Below are 18,820 nucleotides of genomic sequence, written 5' to 3' on the forward strand. Positions count from 1 at the left end.
ATTTCTAAGCTCAAATAAAATGTATGGCTAATTTAGCAAAATGGAACATTTTACCCAAGTATATTCGTAAAATGTCGATAAATTAAGCAAATAATTACTTATTAGCATAAATATAAAGCGATTAAATTATATAAGGCTTTACAACCTCTCAAGCTGTGTTTATAGTTTTGAACATTGCGGAGGGGTGGCCGAGCGGCTGAAGGCAGCGGTCTTGAAAACCGCCGATGGGAAACCATCCGAGAGTTCGAATCTCTCCTCCTCCGCCATTTTTGTTCTAGTCAAGTTTTTTATACGCAGACAAATCTTTATATTCAGCAAATTAATAAATTTTATTGTAATACACGAGTGTTGTAATCCTGCCATTTTTATCCAATAGATCTATAAAACGGTTTGTTATAGCTAGTAAGCTTATCAAGTCGATGTGATTTTTGCGCCAGCCCGAACTAAATAGATGAGGATAAACCGCTAAGGTATTAGTAAAAATTTGATCAGTCCAATTTTATTTGATAGAAAGCTCAATTATCTTTTTGGGGAGAAAATTTTTGCATAAAGTTTAACCTGACAGATACCATATAAATAACGGAAAACTGTCAGGTTGATTAAGTTCAGTTAGCAATTTCAACTTGTTTAAATTGTGATTAAAATGTTAACGATTTAATTTTGAGCAAAGAGAGCCAGTAGCACGAATAAGTTGCAGATTAAAATAAGGATTTTTTGAATCATCTAATTTTAAAGCAATGCCTTCCATGTTTTTTTGTTGGAAGTCTAAAACATGTAGTTTTCTGGTGATATCATCGTATTTAATTTTTGCCTCTCCTTGGGATACAACCATAGCGTTATCATTGCGCTGAATAACGTAAGTTAATATTATTGGTGCCGCCGAATCACTAATTTCAATTGTCGCATATTTATCATCGGGATCAACAGGACTCACTGAATCAATTTTTATTAGTTTGCCAGTGGAACTGGTAATATTTACTCTAAATCTATTATTTGTTTTAAAGATGTGATCAGTGAGTCGGAAAAAAACAAAAAAACCATCACCCATTGTATTTGTGCTCATAGTTAAATTCCTATAGTTAATAGTTGGAAATATTTGCTTTAATTACCATGTTTTATTGTTCTTATTGACCGATAAGAACATTCAAAGAATTAGTTTTCGATGATATAAATCTGGCTAAAAATAAAATATATAAAATAATCAAATAGTATTTAAATTAAAAAAATAATATTTTCTACTTACTTTTATGAGATATTTTTATGTTTGCATAGTTTTTGGTTTTTTTCTATTTAATTTGAAATAAAAATTATGAATCACTTATTAATAAGATTAATTTAATATTTTTTGTGAAAATTAATATTCAGGATAAAAATAAAATAAGCACATATTTATTTAAGTTAGATAAAAATATTTTATTTTTATGTAATAATTTCACCCTATTATAAAAATAACTCTGAATTGAAATATTTTTGTGATTGATCAAATTCTTTTTTTATAAGAAGAAGCTGACAATTAAATAAAAATTTTTATACTTAATCGAAAACAATATAAAAATTAGGATTATTTTTTAAGCCAGTAGCTATCAAAAAATCTGCCTCATAATGGGAATATGGAAAAAATAACAGTAAACACAAGGCTGGTTTATAGCATTACCAAAAAATGATATTAGCTTGAGCTAAGTTAAAAAATATAACCATGGCAAAATGTTACTGCAGGAAATAAAAATTCTTTCAATATTAAGTCAATAGCAAATTTTTTTACATGGTTAAATAGTTTGAACAGACAAATGTATTTTATATTTTGGCTGTAATAAAAATTCATCATTCTTAATTCAAAAGAACTATTTGAAATATAAAATAAACTATGAAAAATAAAAATTTCAAATTTAATTTTTTAGTAAAACAGTAAAACAGTAAAACAGTAAAACAGTAAAACAGTAAAACAGTAAAACAGTAAAACAGTAAAACAGTAAAACAGTAAAAAATAAATAAGTTTCATTAAAAAAAACAATAAAATTATGACTAAAATAAAAATGCAATAAAAAAAGATATAATTAAAAAATTACTCTTGATTAATAACATTCAATTAATTATATATATCATCATGTTAATCAAGTAATATTTTTATAATAGTATAACCAGAGAAAGCACTAGTTTGTTGATAGAAGTATTAAAAGGGAATAGAAAGTGAAAGATTTATTTAATACATGTGAATAGTGGGTAGGTTTTTGGAGAGGATTATAGATTTGATATGAATGTTAATATTGTTTCCGGTAAATAGGTAACAATTAACTTAGTTTAATTTACTAAACTGAGTATATAACAAATTTATATTTGCTGTTCGAGCATTAATAACAGTTTTTAATTTTGTTTTATAACATAAAAATATATAGCTAAACAATGTTATAAAATAAATATGACTATTTGTTCGCGCTGATTTATTTAAAAGTGCTAGGCAGAGTCATAAGAGTATTTATTGAGTAAAAATTTATAGCTAAACGATCTAATAATGGCCACCACAAATTTTTATAACTACTTAATAAAATTAATAAATATTTATTTAAGGTAATAAAATGTAGATATTTAATTATGGCTATGAAGATCAACATGAATAACAATATCAATATGGGAAAGTTTTATGAATAAAGATATTAAAATAAATAAGAATAAGCCCGCACCCGAAGTCGCAGGAGCTTTGGATGGTATGCTTACCGATGGCACCAGCCAGATAACGGTAATTATTCCGGAATCTGCAAACCTTAAAAATTATGATCTATTAACGATACACTGGGCAAGTCTTTCGGAGGAAAGCATAGGTAAAAGCTATCCACTCCCTATTACTAAAGAAAAGGCAGGAAAAAGCTATTCGTATATCATTTCTGCAGAGGAAATTAAGAAAATTAATAGTACCTCAGCTAAAATTTGGTATTCAGTTCAGCAGGCCGGCTCTATTCAGACACAGATCTCCGATATTTTAACTTTGATAATTCCAAGTTCTCTAGCCATAGATAAAAGAATAGCTTACGCTAAAATTCATCCAGGCATTGGAGTCGGGCGAGTCGGAAACAGTAAAAATGAATTTTATATTGGTCCAGAATATCCGAATGCAGCACCGCTAGCATTTGGAGCAACCCGAGATAAGACTGGTGCAATTAAACGGCAAGCTGCTCGGTTCAGAATTTACGGCTACAACAAGCAAGGTGTTGTAGTTGCGGAACTGACGCCAGATATGGCCGATATCGAATGGAAGGTTGAACTTGCGAACAAAAAATCATCTTGGTATGAATTTTATGCCGCTATGGATCAACCAAAGACTAAGCCAGTTAAACGTAGAAATCCATTAATTACTGGTGAGCAACGCAAACAGCTGGAAATTAGACCCTCAGCTAAAACAATAACGGGTAAGAACAGCAGTGGTGTGCAATTTGATGATGGCAAATTTAAAGATGTAACTGTTAATCTTGGGGAACTACGCACTGATGATAAAGGACGCTTGCTGGTACTTGGTGGGCATGGTAAATCAGCATCACCGAGTGGCGCTCCACTGTTAGTCATTGATGAAGACGGAACAGAACATAATTTCAATAATTCAGTTGACTGGTATGATGATATTTCTGATGGTCCTGTTTCAGCAAAGGTAAAAATTGAAGGTAAAGAAATTCCTGTTACCGAAGCTTGGGTTATTATGGGGCCTCCAGACTATGCCCCAGGGCTAATTCCATTTCGTTCAATGTACGATATGATCAAGCATTCAGCCATGGATGCGGGCAAAATTCCACCTGAAGAAAAAACGTCTTATGCTAAGGATATTTTGCCGCTGCTACAACGTCTCTCCAATCTGCAGTGGGCTAATCTAGGCTTTGCACAAACATTTGGCCCGGGTGGCACATTTCAGCTAGATGCAAATCTCATTAATGAATTATCTAAACCAGGAAATGATACTAAACGTTTTAACGTTTATGAGCGATTCCGTTCCCCAGATGATGAAAGTGTTGAGGGAGGAGATAAGATGAAATGGCCTCAGCTGTATGGCGATGGATATGCTGCTGAATATCCTTCTGGTAAAGGTGATCTTCTGGCTGTTGATCGACAAAATTATAAGCATTTGGAAAATTTCGTATCAGCGAAATTTAACGCCGATATGACGTGCAATAGATATGTTAATGGTATTTCCTTCCCCGATCCGTGTTATGACAAACCTGTAGATGAAATGCCGATTGCAGAACAGCCGGCCATTTTGGATAAGGGGCCATTATCCTATTGCCTCGCAGATGCATTTCATCCGGGTTGTGAACTGACATGGCCGATGCGCCATACCACATTATATAGTGATAGTGACTTTTTACGTATCAAGCGCCGTAAGGATGGTGTTTTGGAACAGGATTATGGTGATGTATTAACACCCGAGCAAGCTCTGGCGGTTGATGGTCCTCTTCATGCTCAAGGTCCTGGTGATCTAACACGTTGGATGGCGATGCCATGGCAAGGTGACACCGCTCGCTGCCGCTCAGGTTATGACAAAGAATTCCATCTTTATATGCCATCTTATTGGCCGGCAAGAGTACCGAATGAAATTTTGAGTGAGAAAAATTATAAAATATTTATTGATAGTGAGCTGAGTGCCGAAGAGCGCGACAATGCGTTTCAACAGCGTGACAGTTGGCTACGGGCATTTTTGTTAGAAGGTCATGACAATGAGACCGTAATGCAAGCAGTTGTATCCCGTTTCGATGAATTAGGTATTGTACAACGTATGCCTGCCCCAGAGGATTATTCGTCGTGTATTGAAAGCGTATTTGTTGAACAACTTAAGCCCGGTCAACCCCCTTTGCCTGAAGCGGCTTCTGCTTTTAGTGGACGTGTTGATGGCAAGCCAATTGATAACCAAGCGGATTTATTAAAACAAGCAGGATGGACTGAAGAAAAATGGGACAAATTTCGTCGTACTCGTTAACGCCTTTGACATGTGATGTCCTTATTGCAGGCGCCGGCCCAGCCGGTGCTGTAGCGGCTCGTTTGCTGGCGCTTGCTGGAATACAGGTCGTATTAGTGGATAGTGTCAATATTGAACAACAAAAAATAGGTGAAAGCTTGCCGGGAGCAGCCCGGCCTATGCTTGATAGGCTAGGGCTACTTCCTTGGGTTGAAAAAAGTTCTTCAATCACAAATATGGGTAACTTATCTTGTTGGGGCGGGACACAGTTAGTAGCCACAGATTTTATTCGTGACCCATATGGTTGTGGATGGCATCTTGATCGACAACAGTTCGACCAGAATCTGAGAGATGCTGCTGAAGATGCGGGTGCTTTAATGGTTAAGGGGCGTATATCTTCTATCGCTGAAACTAATGATGGTATACAGGCAAAAGTTGGTGAACAAAGTATTAACGCGGATTGGGTAATTGATGCAAGTGGCAATTCACGCGTTGTTGCTAGTGTGTTTGGTGTTTCAAGACACAGAGATGCGCCTTTGTTTGCGCTTTACGCTTGGTGCAGTAATAACACCGTTGATACACGCAGTGTGGTTGAGGCTGTTCCAACAGGATGGTGGTATACAGCTGGGTTGCCTGACAAACAACGAGTACTGGCATTTTTTTCCCTACCCGATCAAATCAAAATTCTTCGTGATAAGGATCATTTTATATCTGCATTGAAAGAAACGATACATATAGGTCACTGGTGTTGTCCTGAAAGTATCTCCTCAAGTTCGTTACAAGTTACTGATGCGACAGGTAGCTACCTGGATAAAGTTTTTGGCTCACGTTGGTTAGCTGTTGGTAATGCAGCTCTGTCACTTGACCCGTTATCTTCCCAAGGAATTTACAACGCAATTTATACTGGTTTACGTGGTGCTGAAGCGGTTAAAGCCGCTAAAGCCGCTTTGATAGCTAATGATCGTTCTTTGCTTATCCAGTATGGTGAACGGATTAAGTCTATACGTGCTGCCTACTGTAGCGGAGCAAGTGGCTATTACCAGCAAGAACCGAGATGGGCAAAACAACCGTTCTGGATAGCACATCAAAATGAAAGACAGTAACAAGTTTTCGATAGTTTGTTATCGGCAAATTTGTTGGATTTGAATTAAAAATTTTACGAGTTGACTTTATTTATATTCTTTAAAAAAAGTTAACGATTATGATCTTATGTTATGGAGGCGGGTAGTAATATGAGTAAAGATAATATGAAAGATTCTTCCGCAATGCATGCTCCTCCGACACCAGAATGTCAAGAGATGGAAGCGGCAATAGAAGGGATCCGTAAGATGTTTGTCGATAAAGTACAGCATGATCACATCGTTAATAACAGACAGACGCCAGCACGCCGCGTAGCCTTTATTAAACAGCATGGTAGTGCTTACGGAATTTTTCAGGTAAATAATAATCTTCCAGCTCAATATCAAGTAGGCATATTTAAACCAGGTGCTAGTTATAAAGCGTGGCTGCGTTATTCAAGTGATACACCTCACACACTTCCAGATAAAAATACTACGGTCGGTATCGGTATTAAACTGTTCGGTGTAGCGGGTCATAAAGCGCTTGAAGAGGATGTTAATGCGACGACCCTAGATTTTATTCTGCAAAATACGCAAGTGTTCTTTGCCGCAGATGCGATTGAAATGTGTGAGTTTAAGGCAGCAGCATTGAATGGCACTTTAGACGAATGGCTTAAAACACATCCGGAGACGGCTCGCATTTTAGCTGAGATGGGTAGTCGTACTGTTAAGAGTGTTTTAACGGAGCCACTCTGGAGTTGCGTGCCATTTAAGTTTGGTGACTATGATTATTGTAAATACAAACTGGCAGTCCAGACAGTTGCAGACCCTATTCGAACGGTAGATATCAACGCTCCAGGTTATTTAGGTAGAGATATGCAAGAGCGTCTGATACAGCAAGAAGCCAGACTGGATTTCTATGTTCAACTACGCAATAACCCTCACAAACAGTCTATTACTAGCGCTCGTAGTCTGTGGGAGGAAGAAGAGGCTGTTCCGGTTAAGGTGGCAACGTTGATTATTCCGCAGCAGAATATCATGGCACGTGGACAGGCTGATTATGGCGAGTCTTTGTCTTATAATATTTGGCGGACATTGCCCGAGATGGCGCCGGTAGGTAGTATCGCTGAGGCGCGAAAAGTGGTGTACCGATCATCAGCTCAAGTCCGGCGAAATGTCAATGGTCAGACGATTGGCGAGCCAACTGAGCCACGGCCATCAAGTGCGCCGGTGCCTCCTTATAATCCCAGCCTTGAAGTGCCATGGCCATCAGGAACAGTTGGTGATGTCATAGAAGACTTTCAAAGCTTCGGAGAATATGAAATTCGACCCGGCTTTTATTACACTTATGGCCCTCTAACCATTAGCGCTCGTGATATGATGCACAGTGTTTGGATTACTAAAGCACAACAGGACGTGGCTGGGGTTGTTGATGGCATGGTTATTCAGTACATTAATGAAGAGGGAAGGCCTGTCCCTGGCGAGGATGGTGAGGTTGAGCATAGGGTGCAGATTCTGCGAATTTTGTTAGAAAAAATACCGGCAGAACGTATCCGATTTGGATTGAGTATGAAGTCTAACAGCAACGACGCAACGTTAAAAATTACCGCTTATCAACGGGACAAGGAAGACGAGAAGAAGAATAAGTTAGTTGCTGATCCTGTTATCGTTTCACAAGGAAATGCAGTGATCTATCTTGAAGCGAATAAAGATGAAAAAATAGATCTTTTGACATTAAAATTCACTGAAGAAACCGAAAGTTTTGAATTGGATAATTTTGTCGTGACATATGCCGCTGAAAAGACTACTGACTATCCACTTTGGCAGGCAAATAAATTATATCATTATGGTGATAGAGTAAGCTGGAAAAACAAAAATTGGCAACTGATAAGTTCCGCAAACCAGGGATGGGAGCCAGGTGCTCCAGGTTCATCACACTTTTGGGCAGAAATTTAGATATCTAACTGTAGGGATCTGATTTAATTATTGATAAATTACTTTATCTGAATCTGATCCTTGAACCTAAGTCGTTGTTCGGTAGCTAAACTTAATATTAATCAGCTAAGAATAAGACTAGCTGATTAGTATTATTTTCATCGTTATTCCATTTGGATATTGTTCCTTTTTTATTATGCTCAATATAAACTTTTTGCTGTAACGACGATGATGGAGTGGTTAATATTTAACAACAAGGATAATAATTTGGTATTAAAGTCTAGGACAAATATTTATTTTTTGACCATTTTCAGTTGTAGAACCTAGTGGTTCACCATATCCAAACTGAGTGTCGCATGCCATTTCGGTTGCTGTTTTTTCATCTGAAGAATTATCTTTATCAGCATCTGATAAATTATTTTTATCAGCCAAAGTCAGAAAGCTGATAGCTAAAACAGATGTAATAGTAAATATTTTAACGGCTTGTTTCATAATTTGTTCTCTTTAAATGGTTAAAACTATATTCGATAATAATTTTATTTTCAGCGATATTGCGTTGTATTATTTTGGCGCCAATTTTTTGCTGGATGGTTATTTTTTAGCAAAATCTAGCATTTGCTGCCGTTTAGGCAGCAAATGAGTTAGAGAGCCTTCTATTGATAATTATTTTCAGAATCACAAAGATTAATCTCGTATTGAGCATCATGGCAAGGGGTTATAGAGTTAGTAAATTGCGAATAAAAAGAGGGGTCTGGGCTACTAAGATTTGCATGTTCCTGTTGTTCGCCGTGGCCTTCGTGATGACTATACTCACCATGTGTACCAGTATGCTCACCATGACTGCCATGACCACCGCCATGACCCCCACGATAATTTTGCACATAATTATCAACTTTTGCTGAACTATTAAAAGTAACGAAAGAGAATAGTACAGTCATAAATAGAAATTTAGATAATATTTTCATAATATACTCAGCTAAATTGTTTGTTTATCTATTTTCATATCGGTTAATTCTCAGTAATAAAAATTAGTCAAAGATTAATAATATGTAAAATAATATATAATTATGCTAAATATATGAAAAATTAATATTTAAAATATTTGCATTTTTATCTGTTGTACTTTTTAATAAAGTCCGAAAGAGTTAGATGTTTTTTTATATTTTAAATTATCGACTTTAAGTCATTGTTTTATAATTTTACTATTAACAATCAATTCCTTACATTGTCGTTTGTTATTACCATTGAGATGTAACGTGCAAGTCAAAATGAGTAATGGCGGATATTATTAATACCTAAATTGGCAACTTATCAGTGTAAATATAAAAGCTAGCATTCTGCCACTTTGTGCGGCGAAAAATGTTAGCAGGTATATTTTGTCTATAATAATAATTAACAGCTTGAAGTATAAGATAGGAAAAATGATAAAGAAAAAACAGCTATGGTTTTTTTTCGTTGCTTTAATTAGTCATCTGTTTCTTTTTATTTCCTCTGCTATTTCTAATGAAAACAATGACATAAAGTCACGGGAATTTATTGTCAATTTGGCTTATGGTAATGGTTGGGCTAGTCAAGGTGGCGAAATGAATTGGGGAAGTTATCAGGTAAGCTTTGGTGAAAAGATAGCAGATAACTTTTTCGCCTCAGTGGTTTATTTAAATGAAGGACATCCAAATAATAATCACCGCGATGGCTTTGCCGTCATTGGTACTGGCGTAGTTGATTTCAATCAACGAGTAAAGTTAGATTTTTCCCTTGGCCCCTATTTTAGTATGAATACAACTCACCGTAATAAACAAATATATAATGATAAACGGGTTGGCATTTACGGTTCAGTCGCGTTTATTTATTACCTTATTCCAGATGGATTCTTTCTAAAAGCCCAATATAATCATGTGCAAATGCTTAATTCTTTTACAACAGATTCAGTCATGGTTGGTATTGGTGCAAACTTTCAAAATGAGTTGCCATCTTCGTTTTCTGCTAAAGACATGCAGATAAGTTATTGGTTAGGAACTTCGCAAACTAATCGCTCAAAATTACCATTAAAAATGGGTCACCAACTAGAGTTTAAGCATTTTATCAATGATGCTGCTGCTTATTCAGTGAGTTATCTTTATGAAGGGGATAATGGTCTCGTTAATAGGCAAGGAGTTGTTGGGCAAATTTGGTATCTGATGCCGATATCAACTGACTGGGAGCTTAGTGCAGGGATTGGTCCTTATTATAACTATGATAGGCATGAGCCAAAGAACAAGAATGATTTTGCCGGTGTCATTAGCTTACAAATAAATTATCAATTAGTTAAGCATTTAAGTACTAATTTTCGCTTTAATCGTGTTGTTTCATTTAATGATAAAGATCAAGATATGTTTATGGCAGGCATTGCTTGGAACTTTTAATGGCATAAGTTGATTATTTTTTGCTGTTAATTACTGATAGACTATGATGAGTAGACATCTTTAACAGTTGTTTAATCAATTATACAGCCTATATTATTAAAATATACTTACCAAATATGTTTTATATCACTTGTTTTTATTAATTTAGTTTATTTATTACCGTAAAACAAGTTGAAAAAGGCATAGATAGAGGATGTATGCATAAAGAAAAGTTTTATGTTTTTATATTAATGTTATTATTTCCTACTGTTGGATTAGCAGCGAGTTGCACCATGTCGAATAAAAAAGGTTTTCACCTTTATGGAAATAATTTATGTCTCTCAACGTTAAACTATATTGATAGTATAGCATCACAAAAACAATTGAATATTAACAGTTTTCGTATATTAGATAATAAAACAGTTATCTTTGCTGCTAACGCTAAGGCAGGTTCATTTTTAATGTTGGCAACGCCCAATAGGATCGTCAAGATTTTAGCGGAAATACCCAATAAAGATGTCAAAAAAAATATTGAAAGTATCAGACAAGTTGATGTCTTTTTAATAAAAAAAGATATTTATTTCTTATCCAGTGCCTGGGCTACGTCGGGAGCAATACATAAAATAACTTGGAATAAGATAATCAATGCGGTTAATAATATACCTATAACTATTGATGATATAAAGTTTGTAACAAACGGTAATTCATTTTATATTATTCAAAGCGGTAAATATCAGGGTTATATAATTGCTAATAAACATAAATATAGAGCTGGTGGTGGTTCTTATGATATCTATGTTCTGGTTTCTCCTTTGGGTAAAGAAATAAAAGAAATTGGACTAGAAAAACAAAGCGTCAATAATTTTCTATCGTTATCGGAGAGTGACGAAACATTATAGTAAAAGAACGAGTGAACATTGATATATTAAAGCTAATATTTATTAGCCAGCTAAACAAGTCTGAAGAGAGGTTTTTCACTATTGATAAAATAATACATAATGGCAAAATTTTCCTAAAGCGACCAATCAAAATCATAAAATTTAGCAATACTAGTCACTATCCCTTATTAAATTAATGACTGCTAATAACATTTTATTTCTCTTTAATATTACTATCAAATATAACATTTCTAATAATATATTATTGCTATCTCATTGATATCTATTAAAAGCAAATGGTCATAATGAACTCATCAATGAATTTAGCATAAAGATATTAATAACGGTATTACACCTGGGTTTGATTATTTCCTAAAAGATTTATTGTGGTTATCATCTATATTGACTAGAACAAAGATAGTAACAAAGATCCTAAGCACTGTGGTTAACTAAAGAAGTAGATTGGTGATAATTGTAGGGTGCATAGGGTTATTACTGTATGTGATTTATTATCGCTTTTGCATTATTGGTTACAGGGAGGATAGCAATAATGACGGTAGTTACTGAGGTTAGTGCCAACCAATATATTGGCGATTGCGCTACAACTGAATTTGATTATGAATTTAAAATATTTAATGAGCATCATTTAGTTGTCATTATGACTGATGGCAATGGTGATCATGCGCAAAGATTGACATTAAATAAGGATTATACAGTAACAGGTGTTAATTGTGACGAAGGAGGGAAAATCATCTTATCATCACCTTTATTTAATGGAAATCATTTATTGATTGAGAGACATTTACCAGCAAAACAAGAGATCGCATTTGAAAAATGTAAACAGTTTCATGCCAAACAACATGAAAATGCATTTGATTATCTCACGATGTTAGTGCAACAAGTGTTAGGAAATGCATCGTTATTATTGCAGCAGCCCAGTAGGCTAGGAAATTATTTTGATGCTAAGAATTATCGTATATCTAATATTAGTCAACCCAAAAATGATAATGATGCGGTTAACTTAGCGGTGATGCAATCCGCTATAAGAGATTTGGATATCAGATCGATACGAGTTAATGACATTGATATAGCTACATTACCTGATGCCGAAAGCCGTAAAAATAAGCAGCTTGGTTTTGATAACGATGGTCAACCGACCTTGTTTGATCTTAATGAATTGGGCGTGTTTGATTACATTTTAGTTGATTCATTTGAAAAAGGGTTCGAAATAACCAGCCGTTATCACGCATTGCATTATGAGAAAGAAAATCGTTATTACCGCTGGGCAGGTAAATTACCAAAACAAGTTTTTGAAAATTCTACACCTGAGTTGACAGGTGGAATAAAAGCTGATGCCTGGATACAAACCACGGTCAACTCATACACAAAAAAGGAAATTGATAACCAATTTGTTAAAATTAAAGATAGCAGGGCTGTGCAATTTTCTACATTAGATTTAGTGAGAACAGATAATTATGCTGGGATGTCAATGAAGAATAATGTCCAGCATGTAGCATTATATGTTTCTGGTAATAGTGCTTATACCGTAGTAGCTCGAAATAGTGATAACACCATAAAGTATGCAATATCATTTCCCACTCATTCAAGTACATTAGCTACGACCAATACTTTAGATTATATAACTGCTTATGGATTTAATGCTATCCATCCTAGCAGCGACACTGTTATTAAATTAGGTACTGACAAAGGAGACTATGACTTAGTTTGTGCAAGAAATAACCATAAATTTTTTATCCGAAACAATAACACGAATCAAATTATTTATTTGCCAGAGAAACAAGGAACATTTGCTGTTCAAGAGGATAATTATAATAGACAGCAGATTGATGCTAAATTAGTTGCTACTCATTGGAGCGCTAAAAAAGCGGTAAATGGCTGGATGAAAGAGCCTTATACCGGCATAATTATTCAATGGGGACGTGTCCCTAGAAAAAATACTTCCAGAAATTTCTTTCCTATTGCTTTTCCTGATACCTTAGCCAGCATGGGAGTTGCTAATTTCAATTCTAATTCAAATCTAACAGAATTGTATTCACCTAATATACAAGATGCTAATAATAGTGGATTTACAATGCGCCAAACTAAGGTAACTAATGGTAGTAATGCTTCTCCATTAGTTGATATGAGATGGATTGCAATAGGATGGTAAGGATGAAAAAAGATGATGTTTATTATTTTAGTGCAACAAAGTTATGTTGGTTATCTGAATCGTTGAAAGAGAGTTATATCAGTGCAGGTACTTGGGATGATGAAGCGACTAAAGTTTCTTTTAATATATATAAAGAGTATGCACTTTGTGCGCCGCTGGAGGGAAAAATGTTAGGTGCAGATAAAAATGGCGCACCGATTTGGATTGATATTCCACCTAAAACTAAAAATGAATTAATCAAAGAGGCAGAAAATACAAAAATTGAATTAATGCAAAATGCAGCAGCAATTATCACACCCTTACAGGATGCCATTGATTTGAATATGGCAACCGATGAAGAATGTAAAAATTTAATGGAATGGAAAACCTATCGCGTGCTATTAAGTCGTATAGATATATCAATTGCACCTAATATCGAATGGCCAAAATTGCCCAAATAAAAAAGTTATTTGCTGTGTTATAGAATAAAATCCTCATAATTAATTTATAAAATACTATCTTTAATTATGATGCAATTAGTTAATTAACATAGTACAGATAAAATATAGTAAAAAATAAATTACCATTGATCTAACAGCTGTTTTGTAATAATTTAACGTCTGTTAGATCAGATTAAAATCGCCTATTTTAGAGAATAAAAAAACAGACGGTGATTGGAATTTATTTTACAATTCTTTATTAACAATCTTTTATTTTTCTCCAGGGAAATTCGCCACTATCGGGCTCTGGGTAGCCTGGTTCATGGTTAGGAAATTGAATCGCTTTTAAAGTGAGTAGCAAAAGCCATCCCTTATTGCAAAAAGGAGATGGGGATCGATTTATTGTGTTTAGTGCCAGTTAACATTTCCTCAGAGAGTGTAATTTCTAACCTGATTTCCTTATTTTAGACACATTGATCCTGCGTTTAGCTGCGTAACCATCGCTTTTTCTCCAGGTTATGCAGTCTTTCTGACAACAATTCCGTTGCTTTTTTACCCATTTGCGCCCCGGTGAAAAGCAGCCTGTCGCCACACAGAATACATTTGTACGGATCGGTACGCAGAAATCCTTTCATCAGCACAGAAAAACCTGGGTTCTCCGGTTTTTTACGTGCCGTCATCTCAAGTGCCTTATACACTTTCGGCAATAGTTTTCCCCGTTTACGATTCGACAAAAAACCAGAGTAACGCACCATTTTAAAATGCCTGGCCGGAATATGGCTTATATAGCGTCTAATCATCTCTTCCTGCGGCAGAGTCTGCTGCCGATGCTGGCCAGTTCGGTGGTCATGGTAGTGATGAACAACGGCACCCCCTCGGTAATGCCGCAGTTTTGACGCAGATACCGGTGGGCGTTTAAGGTAGCGACCGAGGTACTTAACACTATGCCATGCCCCTTTCGTTTTTTTAGCAAAGTGCACTTTCCAATAACGTCCGTACTGCGCCCTCAAGTAACGCCGCCAATGTTTTTTTGTCACGGATATGGCCAAGACCGGGAAGAAGGCCAGGGTTAATTAAATCATAACTGTGACGCAGTAGTCGGATAACAGCCCCTCGCCAGATTTCTTCGACATCCTTTTTTTTGAAAAAACAGCTTTCGCCATACACTATGTTTACTATCCAAACCCCCTCGAGTGACGGAAACATGAACATGCGGATGTTGATTGAGTTGCCGGCCATAAGTATGCAAGGCACAGAAAATACCAATTTCGATACCCTGTTTGCGAGCCAACTGTCACCGATCATGCAAAACTGATCCACTAACGATCATCTAAAACTGATCCACTTGGTATTATTCGCACATTTTTGTACGGATAATTTATGTTAACCAAGGAGATATTTGTGGATATTCATGTTCGCTTTGCACAAGGACAAAGCCTTCGAAAATTGCCAGTGAGTTGGGTATATCCCGTAACACCGTAAAACATCATTTACAACAACAGACAATGCCAACTTATGCTAAAAGAAGTCAACAACCGACTAAATTATCCCCTTTAAACCTTATTTGCTTCAGCGAATTGAACTGGCTAAACCTGATTGGATCCCTGCAACAGTCTTATTTGATGAGGTAGTTGAAAACGGCTATCAAGGTGGTATTGCTCAATTACGCCGATTTGTTTGTCAATTTAAACCAAGCATTGTTCCCGAAGTAGTCGTCCGTTTTGAAACACAGCCAGGTCAACAAATGCAAATCGACTTCACCAGCATCCGGCGAGGTAAAAAAATCGCTGAAAGCGTTTGTTGCAACGCTAGGCTATTCGCGTGCGAGTTATGTAAAGTTCTTTGATAATGAACGAGCAGAATCGTGGCAGCAAGGTTTAAGAGAAGCTTTCGACTACTTTGGTGGTGTACCACAGGAAGTATTGTGTGATAACGCAAAATCCCTCATCATCGAACGGGATGCTTATGCAGAAGGTGATCATAAATTACATGTCGAAATGCTTCAAATGTCGAAAGATTACGGGTTTAAATTGAAGGCTTGCAAGCCCTACAGGGCAAAACGAAAGGGAAAGTAGAGCGCTTTAACCACTATTTAAAACAGCTTTATCGTGCCATTAAACACCGACCTTCGTGCTCATAATCTTGAACTGGATATTGAAATAGCTAATGCAAAAGTGGGTCCATGGTTACAACGCGTTGCCCATCAGCGAATTCATGGAACAACGTTAGAGAAGCCAGCAGATAGATTAGCTAAGGAAGTGAAGTCTCTTCTACCCTTACCAGCAAGGGTTTGCCAATCTATCCCACAGACTAATACGCTTAATATCCCTATCGTACCGCCCCTTGAATCTGTCAGTTTGCAACACTCAATCAGCGTATACGAAGCATTACTGGGAGGTGAACATGTTATTGCATGAACAAATTGAACACCTGTGTGAGTCATTGAAATTAAATTCTATTCCGACTCATTGGTCATCACTTGCCGAAAAATGCATTGCCCAAGACAAAAGCTACGGAGAGTTTTTACTGTCCCTGTTAAAATGTGAGCAACAACAACGAGATGAACGAACTCGTAATCTTTTGAGTCGGATGGCAGGATTCCCAGCACATAAAGAACTTAATACGTTCGATTTTAAGTTTGCAACGGGGATCCCCAAACAACACATACAGGAATTAAGCGCATTAACGTTTATTGAACGTAATGAAAATGTCGTGTTGCTTGGCCCAAGCGGTGTAGGCAAAACGCATTTAGCTATTGGGTTAGGATTAAAAGCAGTACAGGCCAAGAAGAAAACCCGCTTTACCACGGCAGCTGAACTGATGTTGCAACTCTCAACTGCCAAACGACAAAATAAGCTCAAACAATATCTATCACGTTCGGTGATGGCCCCGAAGTTGTTGATTATCGATGAGATTGGATACCTGCCGTTTGGGCGAGAAGAAGCAAACCTGTTTTTCAATGTGATTGCCAAGCGTTATGAGCATGGCAGTGTCATATTGACGAGTAACCTATCATTTGGGCAATGGCCAAGTGCTTTTGCTGATGACGCAACATTAACTGCCGCTATGCTTGATCGTTTACTTCATCATTCGCATGTACTGCAATTAAGCGGTGAAAGCTACCGATTGAAAGATAAGCGGCGCTCAGGAGCAATAACTGAGTAAAACAGTGGATCAATTTTGATTGATCGGATTTAGATAAAAAGTGGATCAGTTTTCGGTGATCGTTGACAGCCAACTGCAGCATAGCTCGAGTGGCTGCCCGAAACAGAGCATTAAGTAGCGGCCAGTTATTGTTAAAAAAAGGCCAAAGGAGATGTGGCATGGTGAAAGTAATGTGTTGCCAGTCGCAGTCGGGTAAAATATGAACCTGCTGTGCTAACCACTGCTCGGTGGCTTTAAAGCCACATGAACTGCAGGCTTTTGACTTACAGCTTTGGCAGAAAAAACGGCTGTGAGAACAATCAGACGAAGCGCAACAATAGCGCCGGACACCCATGGCACAAGTGCCGCAGGCAAGCATGCGCTCCACAGATAAACTCGTCCACGAACTAACGCTATCGCCGTATTTTTCGAGGAATTTATTCCAACCGTCATCAATGGTGAAAAGTAGTTTAGCAGGACGAGGGATATACATCTGACTCAATTACCTTATGGGCATCTTGCCAAAGAAACAGAAATTGTCAGATTCGTCAGCCCAGTTATCGGTGTGTTTATCCCAGGGTTCAAAGGAAACAGGGATTATTCCTAGCTCCGTATAGGTGATGAATTCATCGGCAGGCAGACTTTCAGTTATTCCCCCCTCAGTGTAGTCGTATCCAGCGTCATCGGCTTGGTCTTGGCGTTGTTCAAAACCCCTGATAATCGTGACTAGCGGCGGGTAATACTGCGTGTCGAGAAAAAATTGGGGGCCGAGTCGGACGCAGTGGCGTATGGCTTCTTTTAGGGTGTCATAAAAAAATTCAGGCGGTCTGTCATCATCATTTTCGGGTGGGAGAGAGATCATAAAACGTTTCGGATAAACAGGCGCTGTGGCACGTGAAGTGACGGGCAGCCTGCCTGATTTAACCGGTTTACGCTTTCTGGGAGATTTATTGCGAGCCATCGAGATGAATCCCTGAAAAAAATTAACCTACTGCAGAGTATAAAACAGTACTCAACTCATTAACATCCCCGAAGCAGCACCGCTGCGCCGCTCACGCGTAGCGTGCTACGTTCAATACCTTTGCTCCACCATTTTGCTTCCCAAACAGCTTTATTCCATTTGACTTGAGATCCGATTTGGTAAGCGGCCTCTTTTATCCATGTTGCAGCTGTATAACATAAATCAGCATCACAATTTTTTATTTTTTCCCAAGGTAATTCACCGCTGCCTGGCTCAGGATATCCTGGTTCAGTGCCTTTTATCCACCATTTTGCTTGCCAAATAGCATTATTCCATCTTACGCGCATACCAATTTGATAGGCAGCATCTTTGATCCATTCTGCGGTATTTAAACATATATCATTTTGTTGATTCATATAAATTGCTCCATTGTTTTGTAAAAAATAAAGTACTTTTACTTTATGTGTATTCAAAATGAATGATATTCTTTTATTTTTTAATAAACGAATTAATTTTTATTAAAAAAAAGTTATGTTATAACGAATATCATTCTTTACACTTTAATATATTAATTAAATATTTATATTTTATTTTCATGCGGTCACCAAAGATTAACAATGAAGTGAAATTATATTGTCAATAAATTTATTTTTTTGACATAAATTTTTGTGTTTTTTTATTTAATTAACATTGGTATTTTTATTTCCCCCAGGACGGGTAATATCATGTCGATTGTGAATAGCATTTCTGAGTTAGCAACAATTAAATTAATGTTTATCAAATAACGGAAATGGATTTTAAATACCAGATTGATAATAAATTAGATTAGCTTAATAAAAGAATAATCAGAGTAGTTAGCACTGTTTCTACATTGAGATAAAATTGGTTTATACTTTCTTTCTATATTGTAGTTGTTAATTTTATTGTTTTTAATTTTAAAC

13 protein-coding genes, 1 tRNA gene and 3 pseudogenes are annotated in these 18,820 nt (G+C 36.4%); 10 read left to right on the forward strand and 7 right to left on the reverse strand.

All coding sequences use genetic code 11. The annotated features are described in order from the left end of the window. The first annotated feature begins 178 nt into the window (after positions 1-178). Positions 179-266 (forward strand) — tRNA-Ser (locus tag ArsFIN_RS06640). Positions 267-646: 380 nt separating this feature from the next. On the opposite strand, the gene ArsFIN_RS06645 is transcribed toward ArsFIN_RS06640, so the two are convergent. Next, positions 647-1,063 (reverse strand): hypothetical protein, encoded by a 417-nt coding sequence (locus ArsFIN_RS06645; protein WP_026822253.1) that lies wholly within the window; start codon positions 1,061-1,063, stop codon positions 647-649. Positions 1,064-2,638: 1,575 nt separating this feature from the next. Here ArsFIN_RS06645 and ArsFIN_RS06650 point away from each other — a divergent pair. The 3 genes from ArsFIN_RS06650 (at position 2,639) to ArsFIN_RS06660 (ending at position 7,947) form a co-directional block, all read left to right on the forward strand. Further along, positions 2,639-4,954 carry a LodA/GoxA family CTQ-dependent oxidase gene (locus ArsFIN_RS06650; RefSeq protein ID WP_081700626.1) on the forward strand — a complete coding sequence of 772 codons (2,316 nt, stop codon included), beginning with the start codon at positions 2,639-2,641 and terminating at the stop codon, positions 4,952-4,954. Positions 4,955-4,959: 5 nt separating this feature from the next. Continuing rightward, positions 4,960-6,036 carry an NAD(P)/FAD-dependent oxidoreductase gene (locus ArsFIN_RS06655; protein WP_167876669.1) on the forward strand — a complete coding sequence of 359 codons (1,077 nt, stop codon included), beginning with the start codon at positions 4,960-4,962 and terminating at the stop codon, positions 6,034-6,036. A 129-nt stretch (positions 6,037-6,165) separates the two neighbouring features. Next, positions 6,166-7,947, forward strand: a complete 1,782-nt coding sequence (locus ArsFIN_RS06660) for a hypothetical protein (protein ID WP_051296955.1) — start codon at positions 6,166-6,168, stop codon at positions 7,945-7,947. Positions 7,948-8,199: 252 nt separating this feature from the next. Here ArsFIN_RS06660 and ArsFIN_RS06665 read toward each other — a convergent pair whose 3' ends face one another. Together ArsFIN_RS06665 and ArsFIN_RS06670 are read right to left on the reverse strand one after the other, a co-directional pair. Beyond that, on the reverse strand, positions 8,200-8,418 hold the full coding sequence (locus tag ArsFIN_RS06665) for a hypothetical protein (protein ID WP_026822251.1): 219 nt from the start codon (positions 8,416-8,418) through the stop codon (positions 8,200-8,202). Positions 8,419-8,579: 161 nt separating this feature from the next. Beyond that, positions 8,580-8,864 (reverse strand): hypothetical protein, encoded by a 285-nt coding sequence (locus tag ArsFIN_RS06670; RefSeq protein WP_135677599.1) that lies wholly within the window; start codon positions 8,862-8,864, stop codon positions 8,580-8,582. Between the two features lie 483 nt (positions 8,865-9,347). Here ArsFIN_RS06670 and ArsFIN_RS06675 point away from each other — a divergent pair, with 483 nt between their 5' ends. The 4 genes from ArsFIN_RS06675 (at position 9,348) to ArsFIN_RS06690 (ending at position 13,795) form a co-directional block, all read left to right on the forward strand. Further along, positions 9,348-10,328, forward strand: coding sequence for a hypothetical protein (locus ArsFIN_RS06675; protein WP_026822249.1), 981 nt, complete (start codon positions 9,348-9,350; stop codon positions 10,326-10,328). 197 nt (positions 10,329-10,525) lie between these two features. Continuing rightward, complete coding sequence (locus ArsFIN_RS06680; protein ID WP_026822248.1) at positions 10,526-11,206, forward strand: hypothetical protein; 681 nt, start codon at positions 10,526-10,528, stop codon at positions 11,204-11,206. A gap of 529 nt (positions 11,207-11,735) precedes the next feature. Then, positions 11,736-13,355 (forward strand): gp53-like domain-containing protein, encoded by a 1,620-nt coding sequence (locus tag ArsFIN_RS06685; protein ID WP_051296954.1) that lies wholly within the window; start codon positions 11,736-11,738, stop codon positions 13,353-13,355. A 2-nt stretch (positions 13,356-13,357) separates the two neighbouring features. Beyond that, positions 13,358-13,795 carry a tail fiber assembly protein gene (locus ArsFIN_RS06690; RefSeq protein WP_246067362.1) on the forward strand — a complete coding sequence of 146 codons (438 nt, stop codon included), beginning with the start codon at positions 13,358-13,360 and terminating at the stop codon, positions 13,793-13,795. A 464-nt stretch (positions 13,796-14,259) separates the two neighbouring features. Here the strand turns inward: ArsFIN_RS06690 and ArsFIN_RS28765 are convergent. Next, positions 14,260-15,062 (reverse strand): annotated as a pseudogene (locus tag ArsFIN_RS28765) (IS91 family transposase); the annotation flags it as partial. 92 nt (positions 15,063-15,154) lie between these two features. Here ArsFIN_RS28765 and istA point away from each other — a divergent pair. Beyond that, a pseudogene (gene istA, locus ArsFIN_RS06700) lies at positions 15,155-16,191 on the forward strand (IS21 family transposase). Then, a complete protein-coding gene (gene istB / locus ArsFIN_RS06705) occupies positions 16,178-16,939 on the forward strand; it encodes an IS21-like element helper ATPase IstB (RefSeq protein WP_135677409.1) in 762 nt (253 codons plus the stop codon). Before istA ends, istB begins: the two are co-directional and overlap by 14 nt. 67 nt (positions 16,940-17,006) lie before the next feature. Here istB and ArsFIN_RS06710 read toward each other — a convergent pair. The 3 genes and pseudogenes from ArsFIN_RS06710 to ArsFIN_RS06720 form a co-directional block, all read right to left on the reverse strand. Next, positions 17,007-17,411 (reverse strand): annotated as a pseudogene (locus ArsFIN_RS06710) (transposase zinc-binding domain-containing protein); the annotation flags it as partial. A gap of 9 nt (positions 17,412-17,420) precedes the next feature. Beyond that, complete coding sequence (locus ArsFIN_RS06715) at positions 17,421-17,879, reverse strand: hypothetical protein (protein ID WP_210409078.1); 459 nt, start codon at positions 17,877-17,879, stop codon at positions 17,421-17,423. Between the two features lie 59 nt (positions 17,880-17,938). After that, complete coding sequence (locus ArsFIN_RS06720; RefSeq protein ID WP_026823722.1) at positions 17,939-18,295, reverse strand: hypothetical protein; 357 nt, start codon at positions 18,293-18,295, stop codon at positions 17,939-17,941. Between the last annotated feature and the right edge of the window lie 525 nt (positions 18,296-18,820).

Source organism: Arsenophonus nasoniae (assembly GCF_004768525.1).
GTDB classification, from domain to species: Bacteria; Pseudomonadota; Gammaproteobacteria; order Enterobacterales; family Enterobacteriaceae; genus Arsenophonus; species Arsenophonus nasoniae.